The sequence below is a fragment of the Rhizobium sp. 2MFCol3.1 genome, from assembly GCF_000377565.1.
Taxonomy (GTDB): Bacteria; Pseudomonadota; Alphaproteobacteria; order Rhizobiales; family Rhizobiaceae; genus Rhizobium.
The window spans coordinates 311,183-336,631 of record NZ_KB898353.1 but is presented as its reverse complement, the minus strand read 5'-3'; the positions used below and the strand labels follow the sequence as shown (position 1 = coordinate 336,631).

The window sequence follows — 25,449 nt, the reverse complement described above, 5'->3', positions numbered from 1 at the left end:
GGCGTCGCCGCAGTTGGTATCATTGCCCGCGCAGCGCGCTCCAGAGCCGGTCACCTTGCCCGCTGTTTATGTTCGCTTCGGCCAACATTTGGCTGGAGAACAGTGCCCCCGGGCCCAGCTCGGCGCGCCGGTCCCTGACATGGTCGAGCACCGTTCCCGTCTGCAGGTCGATCCTCAGCGTATCACTCACCGTACCGTCGCGCGAGGTGCCCCATACGCGGATGTCGATCGAGACGGCACCGACCGGCGGCCGGCCGATGATCATGCCGCCATGCGTCACCGTCATCCAGTCCGGCAGCGCGCGGCCATCCGACAGCGTCACGCTGAAACTCGTCTTTTCGGTCTGGCTGCCATAGGCGGGCAGGATATAAAGGAAGTTCTCGTTGAAGATCGTATCGACCGTGAACCAGGTGCTGTCGTCACCCGATCCGGCGATGTGAATATTCGACCCTCCCTTGAAGAAGCCGATATGGATATCGTCGAGACGACGCCCGCTTTCGATCCATTCGGAAATCTGGCGCACGGCATGCAACACCGCACCATGGCGCGGCAGCGAGCCAATACCGTTCAGGGGCTGCGCTGCGTTGACGACAGCGTCGATCGGGCCATCCACAGTGATGTCGTCCGATATGGCGCCGAGATCGTCCATGATCTCCTTCGACGCGCCACCAATCTCCTCGGACTTGTAACCTAAATCAGGCGCGCCCGGATCATTTGCATCGACGGGGAACACGACCGGCGGATCCCTTTCGAGCGGCGGACGTTCGCCGGGCGGTGTTTCCGGCGGAGGCTCTGTCGGCGGTTCGGTAGGCGGCTCCGTAGGCGGCACGGCAGCCCCTACGGCAATCGTGACCGTATAGGTCGATGTCGCGTCGCCGTCGGAGACCGTGAAGGTGAAGCTGTCGCCACCCTCATAGCCGGCTGCCGGCGTGTAGCTGTAGCTGCCATCCGGATTGACGGTGACGACGCCGTGGGCTGCGGCCGATCCCAACTGGTAGGTGATCGGCGATCCCTCGACATCGAAGGCCGGCGGCAAGGTGCCCGTAACGGTCTGGTCGCGTCCGACCGCGATCGCCGTGCCGGACCCGACAGGCGCGTCGTTGACGGGGGTGACCGTGACGAACACGCGGTAGACCACCGTCGCCCGGCCATCGCTCACCGAATAGCTGAACTGATCCGTGCCGTTGAAATTGCCATTCGGCGTGAAGACATATCGGCCGTCAGCCGTGATCGTGACGACGCCGTGGGCAGGGCCGGCGGCGACCGCGTAGCTCAGCGGATCGCCATCGGGATCGGTGGCGGCGGGAAGAGTGCCGGTAAACGTCGTATCCTCGGCAATCGTCAGCGTCGCGTCGCTGCCGACAGGTGCACCATTCGCCACGCCGACGGAGACCGTCACGGTATAGACCGAGGTCGCCGTGCCATCGGAAACCGTATAGGTGAACTGGTCGGCGCCGCTGAAGCCAGCGTCTGGCTGGTAGGTGTAGTTGCCGTTCAGATCGATGGTAACGGTGCCGTGGACGGGATTGGCACCGAGACCATAGGTGACCGGTGATCCCTCGACATCGAAGGCCGGCGGCAGGGTGCCGGTGGCGACCGTTCCCTCCTGCACCGAGATCGACGTATCCGACCCGACAGGCGCATCGTTGACGGCGGTCACGGTCACGGTTACGCGATAGATGTTGGTGACGGTACCGTCGCTCACCGAATAGCTGAAGCTGTCGGTCCCGTTGAAGTTTCCGTTGGGCGTGTAGCTGTAGGTCCCATCGGCATTGATGCTGACCGTGCCGTGACCGGCAGCGGCCGCCAGGCCATAGGTGATGGCATCGCCATCGGCATCGGAGGCCGTCGGCAGCCGTCCGGTGAAGGTGGTATCTTCGGCGAGCGAGATCGCGGTATCCGATCCGACGGGGGCGTCGTTGACGGGCGTGACCGTGACGAACACGCGGTAGACAACGGTCGCCCGGCCATCGCTGACCGAGTAGCTGAACTGATCGGTGCCGTTGAAATTGCGATCGGGCGTGAAGGAATATTGCCCGTTCGCCGAAACGGTGACGACACCATGCGCCGGTCCCGCGGCAAGGCCGTAGGTCAGCGCGTCGCCATCCGCGTCGGTCGCGACCGGCAGCTGGCCGGTAAACGGCGTATCCTCGGAAACGGTCAGCGTCGTGTCCTGGCCGGAGGGCGCGCTGTTGACGGCGCCGACGGAGACGGTGACGGTGTAGATCGACACCGCCGTTCCGTCGGAGACGGTGTAGGTGAACTGATCGCTGCCGCTGAAGCCGCTATTGGGCTGGTAGGAATAACTGCCGTTGGCTCCGATGACCACGGTGCCGTGCGCGGCCTGCGCGCCAAGCCCATAGGTGACCGGGCTTCCCTCGATATCGTAAGCCGGCGGCAGATTGCCGGTCGCGATCGTGCCCTGCTGCGCCGAGATCGACGTATCCGACCCGATCGGCGCATCGTTGACGGCGCTGACGGTCACCGAGACGCGATAGACGTTGGTCGCCGTTCCGTCGCTGACGGAATAGCTGAAGCTGTCGGTGCCGTTGAAGTTGCTGTCGGGGATGTAGCTGTAGGTCCCGTTGGCATTGATGCTGACGGTCCCGTGGCTTGCCGCGCCGGCGAGAGCATAGGTGACCGGATCGCCATCAGGATCGACGGCCGGCGGAAGCTGGCCTGAGAAGGGCGTATCCTCGGCAAGCGAGATGGCCGTATCGGCGCCGATCGGCGCGTCGTTCACACCCTGGACGTCGATGGTGACGGTGTAGGTCACCGTCACGGTTCCATCGAACAAGGTGTAGGTGAACTGGTCCGGCCCGGCATAATTTGCCTGCGGCACGTAGCTGAAGGTGCCGTCGGGATTGACGGTGACGGCCCCATGGGCGGCCGGCGTGCCGAGGCCATAGACGATGGTGTCGCCATCCGCATCGGAGGCTGATGGAAGCGAGCCGGTAAAGCTCGTATCCTCGGAGATGCTGATTGCCAGATCCGAGCCCGTCGGCGCATCGTTTTCGGCACCGACGTTCACCGTCACCGTGTAGACGGACAGCACAGTGCCATCGGACACCGCGTAGGTGAAAGTATCAGTCCCAGAGAAATTGGCGGCGGGGACGTAGGTGTAGCGGCCGTCGGACTGCACGGTGGCCACGCCGTGGCTCGGCCCGTTCTGCAGCAGATAGGTCAGCGGATCGCCATCGGCATCCACCGCGCGCGGCAGCGTTCCCGACGCGGAACCGTCTTCATCGACAGAGATCGACACATTGCTGCCAACCGGCGCATCGTTGACCGCGGTCACGGTGATCGCGACCGTGTAGGTCGAGACCGCCTGGCCATCGGTCACCTGATAGGTGAAGCTGTCGGTGCCGTTGTAGTCGGCTGCCGGCACGTATCGGTAGGTTCCGTCGGGATTGACGGTCACCGAGCCATGCATCGGCTGCGTGCCGACGGCATAGCGGACCGGATCGCCATCCACATCGCTGGCGGCCGGCAACACGCCGTCGAAGGGCACGTCCTCGGATACCGTGATCGCGGTGTTCGATCCGACCGGGGCGTCGTTGACAGGCGTCACGGTGATCGAGACGGTATAGGTCGATTGATCGATGCCGTCGGAGACGGTGTAGGTGAAGCTGTCGGTGCCGTTGTAGTTGGCGTTTGGCCGATAGGTATAGCTGCCGTCGGTGTTGACGGTGACCGTGCCGTGCGCGGCAGGCGCACCGAGCCCATAGGTCAGGGGATCGCCATCCGGATCGGTCGCAAGCGGCAGCGTTCCGCTGGCCAGACCGTCTTCCGCTACGGTGATCGCCGCATTGGAGCCGCTCGGCGGATCGTTGACCGCACCCACGGTGACATTGACCACGTAGGTCGTGGAATCCCTGCCATCCGAGACGCTGAAGCTGAAGCTGTCGGAGCCGTTGTAGCCGGGGGCAGGCGTATAGCTGTAGCTGCCGTCTGGGTTGATCACCACGGTGCCGTTGGCTGCCTGGGCGGCGAGCCCGTAGGTGATCGGGTCACCATCGGCGTCGGTGGCCGCTGGCAGCTGGCCGGTAACGGTTTCGTCCTCCTCGGTGGAGATCGAGGTTCCCGAGCTCACGGGCGCATCATTGATCGCGGTCACGGTGATCGAGATCGTATAGGTCGAGGTCGCCTGGCCGTCGGAGACGGTGTAGGTGAAGCTGTCGGAACCGTTGTAATTCGCGGCCGGCACGTAGCTGTAGGTGCCATTGGGGTTGACTGTCACCGTGCCATGCGCCGCCTGCCCGCCAAGCCCGTAGGTCAGGCTGGGGCTGTCCACATCGGTTGCGACCGGCAGCTGGCCGTTCAGCGTCTGGTCCTCAGCCACCGTCGCAGTCGCATCCGAACCGACGGGCGCGTCGTTGACCGGGGTCACGGTCACCGCGATCGTGACGGTTGTGACACCGCCCTGTCCGTCGCTGACGCTGATGTCGAAACTGTCGGTGCCGTTGAAATCGGTGTTGGGCGAGTAGAGGTAGCGCCCGGCCGCGTCGATGACGACGGTGCCGTTGCGCGGGCCTGTTGCGACCGCATAAGTCAGCGGGTCGCCATCCGGATCGGTGGCGGCCACCACGCCCGAAACCGGAACATCTTCGCGCGTCTGGATCATCGAGCCGCTCGCGACAGGGGCGTCGTTGACGGGTGCGAGAATGATCGTCGCCCGGTCGGTATCGGTCTGGACGCCGCCGGCGCCGCTATTGCCGCCGTCGCTGGTGACCATGGTCAGCGTCACCGGCGCATTGGAATTGAGGAGCGGATGATAGATCGGGGCCGATGCGCCGGCGAGATAAGCGTTGATGTCGCCGAGCGTACCGGTGAGCGTGATCGCGCCCGAACCGTTGCCCGTCACGGCCACATTGCCGCCGGCGGCAGCCGTCAGCGTGCCGGCATCGACCGAGAGCGTCACGGTCATCGTGCCTGATCCGGCATCGACATCGGAGAGCGACAGGCCGGAAAGCGGCAGCGCCGTATCCTCCGTGCCGTTGAAGGTCGTCGGCAGGCTGTTAACAGGTGCGTCATTGACGCCTGTCACCGTGCCGTTGACCGTGCCTTGCACGCTCAGGGTTCCGTCGGAGAGCGTGTAGGTGAAGCTGGCATTGCCCGCGAAATCGGGTGCTGCCGCAAATGTCAGCGTGCCATCGGAATTCAGCGTCACCGTTCCGGACACAAGCGCAACGCTGCCGCCGACGCTGATCGGCTGGCCGTTGATCTCCGTTATCGTCAGCGCATCGCCATCGGGATCGCTGTCGTTCGCCAGGACCGGAATGACCACCTGGCCATCCTCGGCGACGGTGAAGTTGTCGTTGACGACGACAGGCGCGTCGTTGACCGGATTGATGGTGATCGTCACCGTCGCCGTATCGGTGCCGCCATTTCCGTCGTCGATGCGATAGACGAAGCTGTCGGTGCCGTTGAACCCTGCGGTCGGCGTGTAGGTGAAGGTGCCATCGGGATTGAGCACCAGAGCGCCATGCGCGGTATTCGTCACCAGTGAAACGGTGAGCGGATCATTATCGGGGTCGGTATCGGGGCCATTGCCGTTGGCGACGAGAACCGAGCCGCTCAGCTGACCACCTTCGTCCATCGTGAAGGCATCGTTGACCGCATCCGGCGCCGGGTTGGTCACCGTCCAGGCAAAACTGCGAACGGCTTCGCCGCCGAGGCCGTCTCTCGCCGTGATCGTGACGTTATAGACCGCGCTGCCGATCGCGCCGGAGGCGTTCGGGAGGATGTTGCCGGTGATCTCGCCGGTCAGAGTGTTGTAGACGAGGCCCGGCGGCAAGCCGGTGATATCGAAGGTCAGCGGATCGCCATCGACATCGGTGAACTGAGCACCGACAGGCAGCACGATGGCGGCACCATCGAGACTTGCCTGCGGCGGCAAGGCCGGCGCAGTCGGCGCGTCGTTGAGGCCGGTGACAGTGACCGTCAGCGTTGCGGTGGCGACGCCGCCATGGCCATCGGAGATCGTGTAGCTCACCGATGTCGTCGCGGTTGCACCAGCGGCAAGGCTGTCGAAGTCGGTGCCGGGGTCGAACGTATAGGAGCCGTCGGCGGCGATCAGGAAGCTGCCGCCGCCCTGGCCGGGGATTGCAGTACCGACATTGCCGGTGGCCGCGCCGACGCCGACTACGGTCAGCGTGTCGCCATCCGGATCGCTGTCGGCACCCGATCCGCCGACGATCACGTTACCTGAAATCGCGGTATTCTCGGTGGTCGCGGCGGCATCGTCGACGGCAACAGGCGGATCGTTGACCGCGCCCACCGTGATAGTGATCGTTGCCGTGGCGGTGGCGCCGCTCGGGTCCGTGACGACCACGACAAAGCTGTCGGTGCCGTTGAAATCAGGATTGGGGGTATAGCTGTAGGTGCCGTCGGGGTTGACGACGGCGGTCCCGCTCGCGGCGGCGGTCTGAAGACCATAGACCAGCATCGCCGGCGCGTCGTCGATATCGGTGGCAACGATCTGGCCTGTCGCCGTGCCGTCTTCATTCATCGAGACCGCGACATCCTGCAGAACCGGCGCGTCGTTGACCGGGTTGACGGTCACCGTCACCGTATGCGTGACGACGGCGGTTCCATCAGAGATCGTATAAGTGAAGCTGTCAGCGCCGTTGAAGTCTGCAGTCGGCGTGTAGACGTAGGCGCCGGTCGGGTCGATCGTGACGCTGCCATGCGCCGGCTGGCTGCCGACCCCATAGGTCAGCGGATCGCCATCGACGTCGGTTGCCGCCGGCAGCTGGCCGCTGAGGGCGGTGTCCTCGGCGGTCGAGACCGCGATGTCGGAGCCGACGGGCAGGTCGTTGGCGCCCGATACCGTCACCGTGAAGGTTGCGGTCGATGTGCCGCCCTGGCCGTCGGAGATGGTGTAGGTGATGCTGGTGGTGCGCTGTTCGCCGGCCTTCAGATTGTCGAAGTCGGCGCCCGGCACGAATGTGTAGCTGCCATCGGTGCCGATCACGAAACGCCCGCCCGCCGAGCCTGCGATCGACGCGCCGACATTGCCGGCAACACCGTTGACGGCGCTGACCACGATCGTGTCGCCATCCGGATCGCTGTCCGCGCCATTGCCGTTATCGGCGAAGACCGAGCCGGCGATATCAACGTTCTCGCCGGTGCTGGCGGCATCGTCGCGGGCGATGGGCGCCGGGTTGGTGACCGTGATGATAAAGGTCTGGTTCGCCGAGCTCGTGCCGTCGCTGGCGGAAACCGTGACCGAGTAAGCGCCGCCATTAAGCTGCGACGCGTCGCGGTCGACCGTTCCGGTGATGACGCCCTGTGAGGAGATCGAGAGACCTGTCGGTAGGCCCGTCGCGGTGAAGGTCAGGCTTGGCGTATCAATATCGCTGAAGTTGCCCGAGACATCGAAGCTAATGGTCTGCGCATCCTGATAGGCCTGGTTGGCGATCGGCGTACCCACCGGTGCGTCATCGACTGGCGTGACGGTGACGACCATGGTGTAAGTGACCGTCGAGCGGCCGTCGGAGACGCTGTAGGTGAAGCTGTCGCTGCCGTTGAAGTTGGCCGGCGGCGTGTAGCGATAGCTGCCGTCGGCGCTGATCGTGACCACCCCATTGGCGGGCGGAGTGGCGATGGCATAGGTCAGCGCATCTCCATCGGGATCGCTTGCGGTGGGCAGGAAGCCGGTCGCAACCGTATCCTCGGCGGTCTGGAAGCTCCCATCACTTCCGATCGGCGCGTCGTTGACGCCGACGACAGTGACCGACAGCGTGGCGTTCGCCGTGCCGCCATGGCCGTCCGATACCGCGTAGGTGACGGAGGTAACCCGTGTTTCGCCGGCCTTGAGGCTCTGGAAATCGGCGCCGGGATCGAAGCGATAGCTGCCGTCGGCGTTGATCACGAAGCTGCCGCCTGTCGAGCCGGCGACCGCCGCGCCGGGCGCGCCGTTGCCAACAGCCGAGACAACGAGCGCGTCGCCGTCAGCGTCTGTATCGTTGCCCAGTACGCCGGGCACGGCGCCGACAATGGCGGTGTCCTCATCTGTGGTCGCCGTGTCATCGACGGCGACAGGCGCGTCGTTGACGGCACCGATCGAGATGGTCGCGACCGCCGCGGCCGACGTCGCGCCGCCATCGTCGGTCACCGTGATCGACACGGTGCGATCCCCCGTGGTCGGGTTGTCGCTTCTGTTTTCATATTGAATGGCGCGCAGCAGGGCACTGGTCGCCGCGTTGCCCATCGTGCCGCCGGCAGCATTGGTGATGGCGAGCGCATTGGCACCGTCATAGCTGAAGCGGAAGGTCGTGCCGCCGAAGATGATCGTGCCGGTGTTGGCCGTACCGTAGACGATATCGACGGAGCCGTTCAGGTGGATGATCTCGGAGCCTGCATTGGCAAAGCCGCCAAGCGCGACGTTGAGCGATGTGATGCCGTTCTCGACATCGAACACGGTTGCATCGCCGCTGGCGATCGCGACCGGCGCATCGCCCTCATTGAAGGAGACGGCGATATCGACGCCAGCGCCGGCGCCGTTGAGATCGACGACGCCAACATCGTTCACCGCCGCGACGGTGATGACGATCGATGCTTCCGCAAAGCCGCCATTGCCGTCACTGATGCGGTAGGTCAGCGGCACCGTGCCGTTGAAATCGGCCGTTGGCGTGAAGGTCAGCGATCCATCGCCGTTGAGGCGGATGACGCCGCCCGCAACAGCAACCGTGCCATTGGTGGCAATCGGCTGGCCGTCGATCGCCACGATCGTCAGCGGATCGCCGTCGGGATCGACATCCACGCCACCGCCGGTCGTGCCGACGCCGGTGATCGGGTTGAAGGTGACGGCTGTATCTTCATTGGTCGCGACCGCGTCGTTGGCGGCGATCGGCGCGGGGTTGCTGACAGAGAAAACGAACTGCGTCGAGACCTGGCCGCCATGGCCATCGTCGGCTGATACGACGACAGTGTATGGGCTGCCCGCCGATGCATTCGCATCCAGCGTGCCACTGATGAGACCGGTGGCCGGATCGAAGCCGAGGCCCGGCGGCAGGCCGTTGACAGAGATCGCCAGCGTGTCGCCATCGACATCGCTGAAGAAGCCCCTGACATCGAAGCTGACGGCCGAGCCATCGGCCTGAGCGCGATCGGGGATCTGGGTCGCCACGGGCGCGTCGTTGACGGGATCGACCGTGACCGTCGCCGTCGCCGTGTCGCTGCCGCCATTGCCGTCGCTGATCGTGTAGGTGAAGGACGCGGTGCCGGCGTAGTTGGCAGCAGGCGTGAAGCGCAGCACCTGCGCGCCGTTGACCAGCACGAGCTGCACCGAGCCGTTGGAAATCGGCACGGCCGCGCCATCGACGCTCAGGTTGACGCCGTTGACGAGGACGATGCTCTTGGCATCGCCGTCGGTGTCGACATCATTGGCGAGCACGTCGATATCGACAGGCGTGTCCTCCAGCGTTCTTGCGGTGTCGTTCATTGCATCAGGCGCGATATTGCGGATGACGTAGGTGAAATCGGATTCGGCGGTGAGGCCGCCGTCGTCGGTCGCGATGACCCTGACCAGGTAATTGGACAGGCCCATCGGGCCGGATGCGCCGGCGCTGATCCGGCCGCTGATGATGCCGGTCGCAGGATCGAAGGTCAGGCCCGGTGGCAAGCCTTGAACGTCGTATGTCAGGACGCCGCCCTCGGGATCGGCGAAATAGCTCGAAATATCGAAGCTGATCGTGTCGCCGTCATTGCGTTCCATGTCGGCGATCGGGGTTTCGATCGGCGCGTCATTCTGGGCACCGACCGTGATCGTCAGCACGCCAGTGCTGAGGCCCCCTTGGCCATCGGTCACGCGATAGACGACGGTATCGATGCCGTTGAAGTCTTTTGCAGGCGTATAGTTCAGCGTTCCATCGCTATTGACCGTCACCGTGCCGTGGCCGGCTTGCGGCGGGAAATCAGGATCGATCGTCAGCACATCGCCATCAGGATCGGTATCGTTTCCAAGCACGTTGATGTTGAGAAGAGGCACGTCCTCAAGGGTGGTCGCCGTATCGTTGACGGCGGTCGGAGCCGGATTGGTGACGGTGAGGTTGAACGTCGTCCTGAACGTGCCGCCCTGGCCGTCGTTCGCCACAACGGCTACCGTATAGATCGGGCCGCCTTTCGACGCGTCCGCGGCGATCGTGCCGGTGATAACCCCATTCGCGTCCATCGACAGGCCTGCCGGCAGGCCGGATGCCGTAAAGGTCAGCGTATCGCCATCGACGTCGCTGAAGAAATCGCTGACGTCGATCGGCTTTCCATTGAGCGACTGGCCATCAGCAAGCGTCACAGCGGGAATGGGCGTTGCGGTCGGATTGTCGTTCACGCCGGTGACAGTGACGGTGATCGTCGCCGTATCGCTTTCGCCATCGGCATCCGTCACGCGGTAGGTGACCGATGTCGTGCGGGTCTCGCCGGCGCGAAGATCGGCGAAATCGGTGCCCGGGTTGAAGGTGTAAACGCCGGTGGCGTTGACAATGAAGGTTCCGCCGTTCGAACCGGCGACCGCCTGGCCGACGCTGCCCGCCTGGCCGTTGATCCGATCGATGGTCAGGGTGTCGCCATCGGGGTCCGTGTCATTGGTCAGCGCATTGCCGCCACCGCCGGCGTTTTGCCCGACCGACAGAGAATCGCTGAACGCCTTGGGCGGGAAGTTGCTGATGATCCAAGTAATCGTGCGCGAGATCGTGCCGCCATGTCCGTCCGATACCGTGATCGTCGCGACATAGGGTTCGGGGCGCGAGGCGTTGTTCGGAAGCGGACCAGAGATCACGCCGGTCGCGGCATCGATCTGCAGGCCGGGCGGGAGGTCGGACGCGGCATAGCTCAGCGTATCGCCATCGCGATCGGAGAAATAGATGCCGGCGTCGAAGGAGACGGTCTGGCCGTCGCTGTCCATCTGGACCGGCAGCGGACCGCTGACATCGGGCGCATCGTTGACGGCATTGATCGTGATCGTAACAGTCGCCGTCGAGACGCCGCCCTGCCCGTCGGAGATGGTGTAGATGATCGTGTCGGTACCATTGAAATCGGCGGCCGGGACGTAGGTGATCGAACCGTTCGCCGCAAAAGTCAGCGTCCCGTGCCCGGCAGAGGCGGCGATCAGGCTCAGCGTGTCGCCATCCGGATCGGTGTCGGCCCCGGCGGTGCCGCTCGCCGTTCCCGCGCCGGTGATAACGTTGAACGTCGCGGATTGATCCTCGTTGATCGCGAGATTGTCGTTGACGGCGGTTGGACCCGGATTGGTCACCTGGAGCTCGAAGCTCTGGGATACGGACGCACCCGTCCCGTTCGCCCCGTCATGCGCAGTCACAGTGATCTGGTAGACGCCCGAAGTGCCGCCTTGGCTGGCGTCGTGATCGATCGTGCCGAAGATGAGGCCGGTTGCCGCGTCGAAACTCAAGCCGTCGGGCAGGCCCGTGATCGTGTAGTTCAGCGTATCGCCATCGGGATCGTCGAAGAAATCCGAGACGCGATAGATCAGCTGCTGGCCATCGGCCCGCACGCGATCGGGTATCGGCTTGGTCCCCACGGGCGCGTCGTTCTGCGGGATGATCGTGATCGTCACCGTCGCGGTATCGACGCCGCCATTGCCGTCGTCGATCGAGTAGCTGAAGCTCTCCTGGCCATTATAGTTCGCATTTGGCGTGAAGCGCAGCACCGGCCGATCGGTGGGGCCGGCGACCAGTCGAACCGTGCCGTTCGTCGTCGCCACCGCCGGGCCGTTCAACTGCAGCACCACATTGTTGACGCGGATGACCTCGTCATTGTCGCCATCCGGATCGCCGTCATTGGCGAGCACGTCGATATCGACGGGCGTATCCTCGTTTGTGGTCGCGAAATCGTCGCGCGCGATCGGCGGCAGATTGAGGATGGTGTAGTGGAAGGTGACCGAGGTCGTGCCGCCCTTGCCGTCCGATGCCGTCACCGTCACCGTATAGACAGCCTCGCCGGTCGGGCCGGAGGCTTCCGGCGCGATGCGACCGGAGACCAGGCCGGTGGCCGGGTCGATGGTCAACCCCGCGGGCAGGCCGCTCGCGGCATAGGTGAGCGGATCGCCATCGGCATCCGAGAAGAAGGCGGAGATATTGAGACTGTCGGTATCGCCGTCGTTTCTCGTGCGGTCGGCGATTGGCTGGCCGACCGGCGCGTCGTTGACCGCGAGCACGGTGACGGTGACCGTCGCGGTCGCCGTTCCGCCGTTTCCGTCGGAGATCGTGTAGGTGATCGTATCGGTGCCGTTGAAGTTGGCGTTCGGCTGATAGGTGATCTGGCCGCCGGAGCCGAGCGTCACCGTGCCGTTGGCGGCGCTGGCCGCCGTGACCGTCAGCGGATCTCCATCGGGATCGCTATCAGGCACACCGCCGCTCGCCGAACCATCGAGCACATTGAAGGTCAGCGGCGTATCTTCCGTCGCGGTGACCGCATCGTTGACGGCAATCGGCGGCGGGTTGCTGACCGAGAAGGAGAAGCTCTGGCTGGCCGTGCCACCATGGCCGTCGCTGACGCTGATGGTCACCGTGTAGACGCCATTGCCCGTTGGCCCGCCGACGCTCGCCTGGCGATCGATCGTTCCCGTGACCACACCGGCGGCGTTGATCGAGAGGCCGACCGGAAGGCCGCTTGCCGAATAGGTCAGCGTGTCGTTGTCGGCATCCGTGAAGAAGCCGGAGACATCGAAGGTGACGGCTGCGCCATCGGCGCCCGAGCGGGCCGGAAGCGGAGTGCCGACCGGCACATCGTTGACGCTCGCGACATTGACCGTGACCGTATACTCGTTGCTGCCGCCCTTGCCGTCGCTGACGACATAGGTGAACCGGTCGGTGCCGTTGAAATTGGCCGATGGCGTGTAGCTGTAGGTGCCATTTGGATTGACGACAACGGTGCCATGAGCAGGCGTGGTGCTGCCGGCGGCATAGGTGATCGCATCGCCGTCCACGTCGGTTGCTGTCGGCAGGGTGCTCGAGATCACCCCATCTTCATCGACCGAGACCGTGGTATCGGAGGCGACGGGCGCGTCGTTGACCGGCGTGACGGTCCCATTGACCGTGGCCGTCGCGGTGCCGCCATTGCCGTCTGAAATGGTGTAGGTGAAGGATGGGGTGCCGTTGTAGTTGGCTGCCGGCGTGAAGGTCAGCGTGCCATTCGCATTGAGCCTGACGCTGCCGCCGGTGATGGCCACCGACCCGCCGGACGCAATCGCGGTGCCGTTGATCGCGGTCACATTGAGTGCATCGCCATCCACGTCGCTGTCGTTGCCGCGGACATCGAAGGTCACGGCCGTATCTTCAGGCGTGGTGAAGCTGTCGTTGACGGCAACAGGCGCATCGTTCACCGGCGTCACGCTGCCGCTGACTGTAGCGGTCGCGGTTCCGCCATTGCCGTCCGAGACCGTGTAGGTGAAGCTCGGGCTGCCATTGTAGTTGGCAGCAGGCGTGAAGGTCAGCGTGCCGTTGGCGTTCAGCCGCACCGTGCCGCCGGTGACGGTAACCACCCCGCCGGCCGCGATATTGGCGCCATTGATCGCGGTCACGGTGAGCGTGTCGCCGTCGACATCGCTGTCATTGCCAAGCACATCGAAGGTGACGGCAGTATCCTCTGGCGTCGTGAAGCTGTCGGCAACAGCGACGGGTATGTCGTTGACCGGCGTTACCGTACCGTTGACGGTTGCCGTCGCCGTGCCGCCATTGCCGTCGGAGACGGTGTAGGTGAAGCTCGGGCTGCCGTTGAAATTCGCCGTCGGCGTGAAGGTCAGCGTGCCGTTGGCGTTCAGCGTGACGCTGCCGCCGGTGATCGCCACGGAATTGCCGACCGTGATGCCGGTGCCGTTGATCTCAGTGATCGTCAGCGCGTCGCCATCCGGATCGCTGTCGTTGGCGAGAACGGCGATGGTGACGGCTTGGTCTTCCGGTGTCGTGAAGCTGTCGTTCTGCGCGACCGGCGGATCCTGGACGGGGTTGACGGTACCGTTGACGGCTGCCGTCGCGGTGCCGCCATGGCCGTCGGAGATGGTGTAGGTGAAGCTCGGATTGCCGTTGTAGTTGGCCGATGGTGTAAAGGTCAGCGTGCCATCGGCGTTCAGCCGGACGCTGCCGCCGGTGACGGCGACCGAGCCGCCGGACGCGATGTTCGAGCCGTTGATCTGGATCACGGCAAGCGCGTCGCCATCGACGTCGCTGTCGTTGGCGCGCACATCGAAGGTGACCGCAGTATCCTCGTTGGTGGTGAAGCTGTCGTTGGCGGCGACCGGCGGGTCCTGAACCGGGTTGACGGTGCCGGTGACCGTCGCGCTCGCCGTGCCGCCCTGGCCGTCGGTGATTGTATAGGTGAAGGTTGGCCTGCCGTTGTAGTCGGCCGTCGGCGTGAAGGTCAGCCGGCCATCGGCATTGAGCGTGACCACGCCGCCGGTAACGGCAACCGAGCCGCCGGAAACGATGGCGGTGCCATTGATCGCCGTGACAGCAAGCGTGCCGCCGTCGACATCGCTGTCATTGGTGCGGACGTCGAAGGTGACGGATGTGTCCTCGTTGGTGGTGAAGCTGTCAACCACCGCGACCGGCGCATCGTTCAGGCCGGTGACGGTTACGGTCACCGTTGCCGTCGAGAAGCCGCCCTGGCCGTCGGTGATCGTGTAGGTCACGGTCGTGACGCGTGTTGCGCCGGCGGCGAAATCGTCGAAGGCGGTGCCTGGATTGAAGGCGTAGGTGCCATCGGCGTTGATCGTGAAGGTACCACCGTTCGAGCCGGCCACGGCCTGGCCGACACCGGCGCCGGTGCCACCGACCGCCGAGACGGAAATCGGGTCGCCATCGGGATCGGAATCGACGCCGTTACCATTGTTGTCGAAGACGGAGCCCGTGAGCGGAGAGTTCTCGGTCGTCGCCAGATTGTCGGCGGCGGCCACCGGCGGCGGGTTGAGGACGGCCCAGGTGAAGCTGCGGTTCGCTGTCGCCCCGCTGCTGTCGGTTGCCGTCACCGTGACGGCATAAGGACCGTTGACGCTGGCGCTGCGGTTGATGGTACCGGAGATGACACCGGTCGTGGCGTTGATCGTCAGGCCCGGAGGAAGACCGGTCGCGGTGAAGGTCAGCGTGTCGCCGGTATCGGGATCGCTGAAATTGCCGCCGACATTGAGCGTCACCGCCTGCGCATCGTTGCCGGTCTGGTTGGCGATCGGCGTGGAGATCGGCGCATCGTTGACACCCGTGACCGTCACCGTGACAGTCGCCGTCGAGAAGCCGCCATGGCCGTCGGACAGCTGGTAGGTGACGCTGGAGGTGCGGCTCTGGCCGGCCGGAAGGTCGGTAAACGCCGTGCCCGGATTGAACACCGCCGCACCATTGGCGCCGATCGTGAACGTGCCGCCGTTCGAACCCGTGACGGCAAGCCCGACATTGCCGGCGACGCCGTTGATGGCAGAGACCTGCAGCACGTCGCCATCCACATCGGTGTCGTTGGCGAGCACGTTGAGGCTGGTGCTCACGCCCGCATTGGTCTGGGCGGTATCGTTGACGCCGACAGGCGCGTCGTTGACCGAATTGACCGTCACGCTGACCAGATATTGCACCGTGACGGTACCGTCGGTGACGCTGTAGGTGAAGCTGTCGGCGCCGTTGAAGTTGGCGGATGGGGTATAGGTATAGGTACCGTTGGGATTGACCACGACGGTGCCATGCGACGGCGCGATCGATCCGGCGCCATAGGTCAGGCTGTCACCATCGACATCGGTGGCGACGGGCAGCGTGCCGGAGAAGGCAGTATCCTCGTTGGTGGTGATCGCCGTATCGGAACCGACAGGCGCGTCATTGACCGGCGCCACTGATATCGTCGCCGTATCGGTATCGGACAAGGCGCCGCCGCTGCCGGTGTTGCCATTGTCGTTGGTCACCATCGTCAGCGTTACCGCGCCATTGGCGTTGGCGGCGGGGTTGAAGACCGGGCGGGTGCCCGCTGCGGCAAGGAAGCCGTTGATGTTGGAGAGCGTGCCGGTCAGCACCAAGGTGCCCGATCCGGAACCGCTGACGGTGACGCCGGAGCCGCCGGTGGCGGCGAGCGTGCCGGAATTGACACGGAGCGTCACAATGATCGAACCGGAGCCGGCATCGACATCGGAGACCTGCAGGCCGGCCAGCGACAGCGCCGTATCCTCGTTGGTACCGAAGCTCGCGGGCAGCGTGTTGACCGGCGCGTCGTTGACGGCCGTGACGTTGAAGGTGAAGCTGTTCGGGCTCTGGTCGGTATCCTGGCCGCCGTTCGCGGTGCCGCCATTGTCGCGGACCTGGAAGGTGAAGGAGGCGAGCGCCGTGCCGTTGGCATTGGCCGCCGGCGTGAAGGTGAGGTTGCCGAGATTGGCGGCGGAGATGACCTGGCCGGCGGTGACGGCGGTGCCGCCGAGCGAGAGCACGCCGTTTGTCGGCAGCGTGGTGATGACGACGGCGGCGAGGCTGTTGGCCGGGCTGTCGTTGGGATCGGTAAAGCCGAAGCTTGCGGCCGAGAAGGTGTAGACGCTGTCCTCGTTGATGGTGACCGTATTGTCTGTGCCGGCAGGCGCATCGTTGACTGATGTAATCGCAATCGTCGCCGTATCGATATCAACGAGCGAGGGGCCGCCGGTATTGCCGTTGTCGTTGGTGGTCATCGTCAGCGTGACGCTGGCGGTGGAATTGGCTGATGGCGTAAAGCTCGGACGCGTCGCGCCGGCGAGATAGGCGTTGATATCGGTCAACGTGCCGGACAGCGTCAGAGCCTGGGATCCGGAGCCGCTCACCGAAACGCCGCCGGCGCCAAGCGCCGAGAGCACGCCGGAATTGACCGACAGCGTCACCGTCATCGTGCCGGAGCCGGCGTCCTGATCGCTGATCTGCAGGCCGGCGAGGCCGAGAGAAGTATCCTCGATCGCGGTGAAGGAGGGCGGCAGCGTATTGACGGGCGGTGTATTCACCGAAGCGACGGCGACGGTGACCTGCGCGGTCTCAGTCACTCCGCCCGAGGTGACGGTATAGGTGAAGGTCGTCACGCCGTTATAGTCGAGCGTCGGCGTGAAGATCAGCTGGCTGGAGGCATTCAGCCGCACCGTGCCGTTGGCAACGGTGACAGCCGCACCGCCTGCGGTGATCGCGGTGCCGTTGACGGCGGTGATCGCGCGGCCCGGGTTCTCGAAACTGTCGTTTGCAAGGACCGAGATGACAGCGGGAACGTCCTCATCCGTAGACACGGAATCATTGGCGATGTCGGCGACCGGGGTGACGGTGACAGGGATGGTGCTGGTGGCGCTGAGCGAACCGTCGGAGGTCTGCACCGAGATCTGCGCCGAGCCGTTATAATCGGCAACCGGCGCATAGCTCGCGCCCGCGAGCGCCGTATTGATCGCCGCCGTGGTGCCAGTGAAGGTCATCGTCTGGTCGGCCGTGCCGTCGCCGGCGCTGAACGACAGGCCGGATGTGCCAGACAGCGAGAAGGAGCCATTGGTGACTGTGACCGTCACCGTCAGCGTTCCATTGTCGACATCGGAGACGACGATCGCATTGCCGGCGGAGGACGAGAAGACGATGGAGGTGTCTTCCGCCGTCGTCTGTGCCGTCGGCACGGTGTTGACGGGCGCATCGTTGACTGGGTTGACCACGATGGTCACAGTCGCGGTTTCCGTCACGCCGCCTGATGTGACCGTATAGGTGAAGCTCGTCGTGCCGTTGAAATTGGCTGCCGGCGTATAGGTGATCGTGCCATCGGCGGCGAAGGTGACGGTGCCCTGGCCGGCCGGGGGTTGCGTGACCGATGTGATCGCCCTGCCCGCATTCTCGAAATTGTCGGCCGAGGCGCCGTTCGTGCCGGTGATGGCGTTGAAGGTGATGGCCGTGTCTTCGTTGGTCGTCAGGTTGTCGGCGACGATATCGGCGACCGGGGTGATTGTTATCGCCACCGTATCGGTGTCGGTCAAAGAGCCATCCGTCGTGACGACGGTCAGCTGCGCCGCGCCGTTATAGTCTGCGGTGGCGGTGTAGGTGAGGCCGGCTAGCGCCGCGTTGATCTGCGCGGCCGTGCCGGACAGCCGGACCGAGGACGTGCCGTTGTTGGCGATCGTCGCCCCGGTTCCCGTCGTCACATTGGCGATGCCGTTGGTGACGGTTACCGTCGTGGTCAGCACGTCGCCATCGACATCGGCGACCGACACGCCTGAAACGGCCAGCGGCGTATCCTCGGCAACGGTCTGGGCGCCCGGAACGGTATTCACCGGCGCATCGTTAACCGGCACGATGGTCACGTTGACGGTCGCGGTCTCAGTCACGCCGCCGGAGGTGACCGTATAGGTGAAGCTGGTGCTGCCGTTGACGTTGGCCGATGGCGTGAAGGTCAGCGTGCCATCGGCATTGAGGCGAACCGTGCCGCTGGTGACGTTGACGACGCCGTTCGCGACGATGGCCGAGCCGTTGATCGCGGTGATCGTGTGGCCGGCGTTTTCGAAGCTGTCATTGGCATCGACGGCGATGACGACCGCCGTGTCCTCGTTCGTCGTGGCCGTATCGTTGGCGATATCGGCGACAGCGGTTATCGCGATTGTCTGCGTATCGGTGTCAGTTAGCTGGCCGTCGCTGCTTGTCATCGTCAGCGTCACGCTGCCGTTGAAATCTGCGACCGGCGCATAGCTCGGCCGGGCGGTGCTGGCCAGATAGGCGTTGATGCTCGTGAGCGTGCCCGACAGCGTGATGGTGGCGGTGCCCGAGCCGGTGATGGTCACCCCCGAGCCGCTTGCAGCCGTCAGCACGCCGGAGCCGACCGAGAGCGTCACCGTCGCCGTGCCCGAGCCGATATCGGGATCGGCCACGGAGAGGCCGGTCAGCGACAGCGTGCCGTCCTCGTTCATCGTCCAGCCGCCCGCAGGCAGCGTGTTGACGGGCGGGTCGTTGACGGGCGTGACCGCGACCGTCGCCACGGCGGTGTTCGACGACGCCGCACCATCGGATACGGTGACGTTGATCGAGCGGGTCACCGCACCCGGATCATCGGAGGTCGAGGCGTAGCGGATTTGACCGAGCGCCGTCTGGTAGGCGGCTTTGGTCGCCGAGCCGGTCAAGGTTAGCGTGTAGGTCGAGGCGTTGTAGCTGGCAGTGATGCCCGATGGCAGCGTGCCGGTAACCGACAGCACGTCGCCGGCTTGTCCATTGGAGATGACGATCGTCGCCGATGCCATGTTGGCGTTGTCGACGTCGGCGACGAGAACGCCGGTGTTGACGATGGCAACGCCGGCGGCGTTTTCCGTATAGCTGGCCGCGTAGCCGGTGCCGGCCGCCGATGTGTCGAGATCGAGCGTCGGCGCGTCGTTGACGGCGATGACGGTGATGGTTGCTGTATCCACGTCGGTCAGCGCGCCGCCCGACCCGGTGTTGCCGCCGTCGTTCGTCGTCATCGTCAGCGTGACCGCGCCGTTGAAATCGGCCACGGGCGTGTAGACCGGCCGCGCGGTGCTGGCGAGATAGGCGTTGATGCTGGCAAGCGTGCCCGAGAGCGTCAGCGACGAGGTGCCGGAGCCGCTGATCGTGACACCCGATCCGGATACGGCGGTCAGCTGCCCGGAATTGACGCCGAGCACGACGGTCATCGTGCCGCTGCCGGCATCGACATCCGAGATCGCAAGCCCCGTCAGCGCAAGCGCCGTATCCTCGTTGACCGACCAGCCGCCGGCCGGCAGCGTGTTGACGGGCGCGTCGTTGACGGGATCGATGGTGATGGTGCGCGTGTCGACATCGGTGAGCGCGCCGCCGGAGCCGGTATTGCCGCCGTCGTTGGTCGTCATCGTCAATGTCACCGGGCCGCTGGCATTGGCGGCCGGGTTGAACTGCGGCGCGGCGGCTGACGCCAGATAGGCGTTGATCGCCGAAAGCGTGCCCGACAAGGTCAGCGACGCCGATCCCGATCCGGAGATGGTGACACCGGCGCCCGAGGTCGCCGAAACCGTACCGCCGGAGACAGCGAGCGTCACTGTCATCGTGCCGGTGCCGGCATCGACGTCGGAGATCGACAGGCCGGAAAGCGCGATGGACGTGTCCTCGCTGGTGCTCCAGCCGGATGCCGGCAGGCTGTTCACCGGCGCATCGTTGACGGCGCTGACATTGACCGTGACGGTGGCCGTCTCGGTGACACCGCCTGCCGTGACCGTGTAGGTGAATGCCGTCTGTCCGTTGAAGTTCGCGGATGGCGTATAGACCAGCGTTCCGTCGGCGGCGAAGGTGACGCTGCCCTGCCCGGCCGGCGGCTGCGTGACCGACGTGACGGCGCGGCCGGGATCCTTGAAGGTATCGGCGGTGGCGCCGTTAGTCCCGGTGATGACGTTGAAGGTGATTGCCGTGTCTTCGGCCGTCGCCACCGTATCCGGCGTGATATCAGCCACAGGCGTGACCGTGATCGCGACATTGTCCGTGTCCGTTAGCGAACCGTCGGACGTGGAGACGACAAGAGTGTCCGAGCCATTATAATCCGCGCGGCCGGTGTAGCGCAGCGAGGCGAGCACGCTGTTGACCTGTGCAAGCGTGCCCGAGACGGTGACCGAGGCCGTGCCATTGCCGGTGACGGTTCCGGCGATAACCGAGGGCGACAGGGTGCCGTTCGCGACCGACAGGGTGACGGTGACTGAGCCGCTGTCGACGTCACTGACGGAAATGCCAGAGATCGCCGTCTGTACGTCCTCGCTCAGCGTCACCGACGTCGGCACCGTATTCACCGGCGCGTCGTTGACGGCGATGACGTTGACTGTGGCGACCGCGACGTTGGAATTGGCGGCGCCGTCGTTGACCGTGACGTTGATACTGCGCGGCGTGGTGGATGGGTTTTCCGAACTCGACAGGAAACGTATCTGCTGCAACGCCGTCTCGTAGCTGGCGCGCGGGGCCGAACCGCTGAGCGTCAGGGTAAAGGTCGTGGAATTGTAGCTCGCGGTGATGCCCGCGGGCAGCGTGCCGGCGACCGCCAGAAGGTCGCCCGCCTGGCCATTGGTGATGACCGCCGACAGCGAGGCCATATTGGCGCTGTCAATGTCGGTAATCACGCCATCGGTATCGGCGATGGCAACGCCGGGGTCGTTTTCGGTGTAGGTCGTGGTGAAGCCGGTGCCGGCGCCCGATGCGTCGAGATCGAGGATCGGCGGATCGTTGACGGGCGTGATGTTGATCACGGCCGTGTCGGTATCGGTGAGCGGACCGCCGGTGCCGAAATTGCCGAGATCGTTCGTCGTCATGGTCACCGTGACGCTGCCATTGGCGTCGGCCACCGGCACATAGACGGGAGCCGCACTCGATGCCAGGTAGGCGTTGAGATTGGCGAGCGTGCCTGTCAGCACCAGCGTGCCGGTACCAGAACCTGAGACCGTGACGGAGCCGCCGGCCGTGGCGGTCAAGACGCCTGTCGGAACCTGCAGCCGGACGGTCATCGAGCCTGTGCCGGCATCCGGATCGATGATCGACAGGCCAGTCAACGCGACGCTGGTGTCTTCGTTGGTCGTCCAGCTCACGGGCAGCGTGTTGACGGGCGCATCATTGACGGCGGTGATGGCAACCGCAGTGACAGCGGTGTTGGAGTTCGCAGCGCCGTCATTGACGGTGACGCTGATATTGCGCGATGCGGCGGCGCCATTCAGCGTCGGGTTGTCGGAGCTCGAGGTGTAGAGCACCTGTCTGAGCGCGGTCTCGTAATTGGCCTTGGTCGCCGAGCCAGTCAGCGTCAGGGTGAAGGTGGTGGCATTGTAGCTGGCTGTGATCCCCGCTGGCAGCGTGCCGGTGACCGTAAGGAGGTCGCCGACCTGACCGTTGGTGATCACGATCGAGGCCGAGGCCATATTCGTATTGTCGACGTCGATGACGCTGCTGTTGGTATTCGAGATCGCCACGCCGGCGGCGTTTTCCGTGTAACCGACCGAATAGCCGGTTCCGGTCGTCGAGCCATCGAGATCCAGCACGGGCGCGTCGTTGACCGGGTTGATGATGATGTTGCGCGTATCGACATCGGTGAGCGCGCCGCCCGTGCCGGTGTTGCCGTTGTCGTTGGTCGTCATGGTCAGCACGACGGTGCCGTTGGCATCGGCGACAGGAACGTAGACGGGGGCTGCAGCAGACGCGAGATAGGCATTGATATTGGCGAGCGTGCCCGTCAGCACCATGGTGCCGGTTCCGGATCCCGATACGCCGACGCTGCCACCGGCCGTTGCGGTGATCGTGCCGGAGGCGACGCTCAGCGTCACCGTCATCGGGCCGGTGCCGGCGTCGAGATCGGTGATCGAAAGACCCGACAGCGCCAGGCTGGTGTCTTCGTTGGTCGTCCAGCTGGCCGGCAGGTTGTTGACGGGCGCATCGTTGACGGCGACGACCGCGATGGTGGACGTGGCAACGGCCGACGACAGGCCGCCGTCATTGACCGTGACGTTGACGACGCGTGGCGTCGTGCTCGGGTTGTCGCCGGTGTTGGAGAAGGTGATGGCCTTGATCGCAGTGGCATAGCTTGCCTTGGTGGCCGAGCCCGTCAGCGTAACGGTGACCTGTCCGGCAACCGATGTATCGACCGATCCAGTGATGCCGCTCGGCAAGGTGCCGACGGTCAGCACATCGCCGGCCTGCGCATTGGTGAGCACGATGGTGGCCGAGCGCATGTTGGTGCTGTCGAGATCGCGCACGTCAGTCGCCGCGCTGCCGATCGATACGCCGGCGCCGTTTTCCGTATAGGTCGTCGTGTAGTTGACGCCGGCCACCGTATCGACGTTGCGGAAGGCGCTGACATTGTCGATGAAGATATCGTCCGTGCTCGGCGTCAAAAGGCCGCCGGCCGCGGAATAGCTGAAGACGAGGTCGCCGGTGGCGACCACGGTCGAGGGGAGGTTGATGGTAACGGCGGTGCGGCCCCAGGCCGTCGTGCCGGCGGCTGATGCGGCGACCGTGGAGGGTGATCCGGTCGCACCGTTGAAATAGGTGATGGTGGCGGTATTCGGCGTTCCGTTCAGCGTGCCCGTGGTGATGCGCGCATAGAGCACGCCGCCGATGGTGACATCCACCGTCGCCGGCGTGTTGTTATCGTTGGAGATGCCGAGCAGCAGATCGTTGCTCCAACCCACATCGAATGTCAGCTGCGCTGCACCAGATGGCGCAAGACCGTCAGTCCAGCCTGACACGTTCGCTTGTGTCAGCGTGCCGGTTCCGCCGTTCAGCGTCCAGGCAAAGCCGCCATTGGCCTGCGCCCCCGCTGTGCCGCCGACCGTCCAGCCTGTGGTCCCCGGCGTGCCGCCATTGGTGATGATCTGCGTCGGCGTCGTGCCGGAATTGAGGTCGACGATTGGTGCCTGGGCATAATAGCCGAAGTCCGCCGCGAGGTTGGCGGCGCCGATCGTGGCGAGCGCAAGCGATTGGGTCGTGCTTCCCGTCGTAAGCGTCGCCGTACCAAGCACACCATTCGCATCGGTGACGCGCACGATATACTGGCCGGGGAGAACGCCGGTGAAGAGATAGTTGCCGTTGGCGTCGGTCGTATCCGTCGCCAGAATGCGTTCGCCGGTGCTTACCAGGCCGTCGCCGTTGACGTCGTCGATCAGCTGCACCGTAACACCGCCGATGCCGCCATCGCCCGTGTTGAAGGTGCCGCTCTTGTCGTTGTCGGCGAAGATCTTGTCGCCGATCGTTCCCGTCGGCGGCGTCCAGCGCGCGGCATCGGAGATGTTGGTGAGCGCGGTCGTGCCATTGGTCGTGATCGTCACGGCCGATCCGATGGCAACACCCGTGACCGGGTTGATCTGGCGGATGTCGGTGCCGACGAGATAGGTGTTGCCGTTGATGTCGCCGCCGCCCTGCGCTCCGGTGCCACCCGTGGCATTGGCGATGCTGTCGACGATCGCGCCCGTCGAGAGATTGTAGCGGGTGATGCCAAGCGTGGTGATGCTGAGCAATGTGTTGTTGGCCGCATCTATGGCGAAGTCGCCCCAGTCGTTCGCAGCCGTGATCTGTGCGCCGAATGCCGTCGCGCCGGCCATGGTGCGGCCATTGTTGCTGAAGGTGATGCGGTAGATCTGGTCGTTGCTTCCCGAAACGTTCTCGACGCCAAGATAGAGGCCGCCGCCAAAGAATGTCGCGGCGCCGCCGCCGACGCCAGTCGTGCCCGTAACAATATTGGTCGCGGCGCCCGTGGTCAGATCGGAATCGACTAGGATGTGGGTGTTGTTGATGTAGTCATAGGCAAACAGAGCTTTGTTGCCTGCGACCGAGTTGCTGTCGGTGTAATAGATCAGGCCATTTGACTGATCGGCCGCCAGCGAGTTGATCGTGTCCGACATGGTGATGCCGCCGACGGACGTCGGCACCGTTGTGATCATCGTCGCTTTGCCGGTCAGCACGTCGACGCTGTAGATCGACCGCCCGGCCGAGACCAGTAGAGCACCGTTGCCGTTCGACGAGGCGATGTTCAGCGTATCGGCGTAATCCGCATGACTCTTGTCCGTGCCGATGAGGTCAGAGGCGATATCGCCGTCGTGGTATTCGAGATCCCAGTTGCCGCCGAGGGCAGCACTTCCGGTCGGGTCGGTCGAGGCAGCGACGTCGGCGCCGGTGAGGTAGCCGAGCATCTTGACGGCGTTCGTGCCCGTTTCGCCCTCGGCGAAATTGCAGCCGTAGACGAGAATATCGGCATTATCGGTCAAGGAGCTGCGAATAGACGTCAGGTCGGCGGCGTAGTCGGTCGCCATCGTGGTTGCCGTCAGCGACGCGGAACCGAGCTGCAGGAAGCCTTCCTTGCCGTGCGAGATGATGTGGATCGCTTCGACATCGTGCATCGACGAGAGCGTTTCGGCGAGCTCGTGAACGCCGTTCTCGTTCGGGTCGACGACGATGATTTTGAAATTGTCGCCCAGGTCTTTGACCAGCGCCTGGTAGTCGGGCACGGAGGAATCGATCACCACCACCTGGCGCGGCTGTGCGACGGCTGACGTCTCGGGTGCTGCCGAAGCAGCCTGGTGTTCGGCGAGCGCCGCCACCAGCGCATCATGGCCATCGCTGGCGCCGTCATGCTGGGCGGTCTCGGCGGAGCCGTGATCCCCTTGATCCTGGTGGGTTTTTTCCTGGGATTTTTCCACGGTCGCCGCGCCGGCGGCGTCGAATGCGATGCGTTGTTCCAACTCCATCAACATCGAGCCGTATTTCGGCTTGGCATTCCTACTCCGCACCTTTTCGATGCGGTCAGGGGCGGGGCGAACGTAGCGTTCGTTCATGGGGTTTCCTCCACGACAGATCGTTTTCGTTGGCCGGGTGCCCTTACTATCCCGGCATGTCAGCGATGTTAGTCATCCTCGGAACCGACTCCCAATGTCGGCTTTTTCAACCGTAGTGAGCAGAGAATTAACAAATTCCTAATTTTCCGCACCAGCAATTAGTTTGTACTAAATCAACCATGACAGGAGCTTGCAGCCGTATCCATCCGAGA

General features: G+C 64.5%; 1 protein-coding gene. It reads right to left on the bottom strand.

Features of this window, described 5'->3' with window-relative positions; genetic code table 11:
• Positions 1 to 19: 19 nt before the first annotated feature.
• Positions 20 to 25,237 (bottom strand): Ig-like domain-containing protein, encoded by a 25,218-nt coding sequence (locus tag D460_RS35800; RefSeq protein ID WP_018896697.1) that lies wholly within the window; start codon positions 25,235 to 25,237, stop codon positions 20 to 22.
• Positions 25,238 to 25,449 lie beyond the last annotated feature (212 nt).